At 71.3% G+C, this 2,018-nt stretch carries 1 protein-coding gene; it reads right to left on the reverse strand.

Features of this window, described 5'->3' with window-relative positions; all coding sequences use genetic code 11:
* Positions 1 to 97 precede the first annotated feature (97 nt).
* Entirely contained in the window at positions 98 to 1,804 is a 1,707-nt protein-coding gene (locus tag BCF74_RS16945; RefSeq protein ID WP_106299098.1) for a DUF885 domain-containing protein, read from the reverse strand.
* Positions 1,805 to 2,018: the final 214 nt, after the last annotated feature.

Raw genomic sequence — 2,018 nt, forward strand, 5'->3', positions numbered from 1 at the left:
TTCGTCCCGAGCTCACCCAATTGGATGGTTGGGGACACCGGCCACCACAGGTATGCCGGCCGCGAAAGGCGAGCGGCCGGCATACCTGACGTCGGTGTCAGGACGCGCGCATCGCCTCGGTGAGGACGTCGAGGCCGACCGAGCCGATGTTGAGCGCGCGTGAGTGGAACGCCTTGCTGTCGAACGCGTCGCCCTCTCGCCGGGCGGCCTCGTCGCGCAGCTGCATCCAGATGCGCTCGCCGATCTTGTAGCTCGGGGCCTGCCCGGGCCAGCCGAGGTAGCGGTCGAGCTCGAAGCGGCGCGTCTTCTCGTCGTCGTTGGAGTGGGCGGCGAGGAAGCGCCACGCCTTGTCGTCGTCCCAGGCCCCACCGCCCACCTCGGCCGGCGCGTCGAAGCCGCAGTGGATGCCGATGTCGAGGACGACGCGGGCCGCGCGCAGCGACTGGGCGTCGAGGAAGCCGAGGTAGTTGCCCGGGTCCTCCATGTGGCCGAGCTCGACCATGAGCCGCTCCGCGTAGAGCGCCCACCCCTCGCCGTGGCCGCTGACCCAGCAGAGCATCCGGCGCCAGCGGTTGAGCAGCTCGCGGCGGTACGTCGTCTGCGCGACTTGGAGGTGATGTCCCGGCACGCCCTCGTGGTAGACGGTGCTCAGCTCGGCCCAGGTCCCGAACTCCTCGACGCCCTTGGGTACCGACCACCACATCCGGCCGGGGCGGGAGAAGTCCTCGCTCGGGCCGGTGTAGTAGATGCCGCCGGTGTGCGTCGGCGCGATGCGGCACTCGATGGTGCGCACCGGCTCGGGGATGTCGAAGTGGGTGCCACCGAGCATCTCGATGGCCTCGTCGGCCTTGCCCTGCATCCACTGCTGGAGCGCGTCGGTGCCGCGCAGCCGGTATGCCGGGTCCTCGCCGAGCGCTTCGATCGCGCCCTTGACGTCGGCACCGGGCTGGATGCGTTCGGCCGTGCGCCGCATCTCGGCGTCGATGCGGGCGACCTCCTCCTGGCCCCAGGCGTAGGTCTCCTCGAGGTCGACCGTCGCGCCGAGGAAGAGCCGGCTCGCGAGCTGGTAGTGCTCGCGCCCGACCGGGTCCTCGGCGCGAGCACGCGGGAGGAGCTGCTCACGCAGGAAGGTGCGCAGGCCGGCATACGCCTCGGACGCGTGCTGCGCGGCGCGCTCGAGGTCGCCGCGCAGGCTGTCCGGGAGGGCGCTGTCGCCTTTGGTGCTCGCGCCTCGCGCGAAGCTGGCGAAGAAGCCGGCGTCGCCGACGAGGTCGTCGCACTGCGCGGCGCACGCCTCGACCTGCCGCCGGGCCGCGACAGTGCCCTCGTCGGCGGTGGAGAGGAGCGAGGCACGCCACCCGTCGAGGGCCGCGGGGACGGCGTCGAGGCGGCGCACGACCGTCGCCCACTCCTCGCCGGTCGCGGTCGGCATGAGGTCGAAGACGTCGCGCACGGACTGCATCGGCGAGGCGATGACGTTGAGGTCGGCGCGGTCGAGGCCGGCGTCGTGGACCTCGAGCTCGAGGCCGAGGCGCTCGCGCATCGCGGCGATGGTGACGCGGTCGATGTCGTCGGTGGGCTCGACCGTCTCGAGCTGGGCGAGGGTGGCGCGGGCGGTGTCGGCCTTCGCCTGCCAGCCGGCAGGGGAGAAGTCGTCGTACTCGTCCTGGCGGACGGCAACGCCGAGGTAGGTCGCCTCGATGGGGCTGTTCGTCATCACCTGGTCGAAGTGCTGCTCGGCGATGGCATCGACGGCGGTGGGGGTCCGCGAAGGCGAGCCGGACGGGTCGGGAGCGGACGGCATACGGGAACTCGCGGACGGGTCGGGAGCGGACGGCATACGGGAGGACTCGGTCACCCGCCCGAACCTACCCACTCCCCGCGCGAAAAAGTCACCCAATTGAACGCCTGCAGAGGCGGCCAGAGGTCAAGTCCGGATCGGTGGTGTACGACGGTGATCCGTCGAGGGTTGTGGTTTAGGCGTTGATGGCGCCGGCGATCAGCTCGGTGGTCACCTC

Source organism: Knoellia remsis (genome assembly GCF_003002895.1).
Classification (GTDB): domain Bacteria; phylum Actinomycetota; class Actinomycetes; order Actinomycetales; family Dermatophilaceae; genus Knoellia; species Knoellia remsis.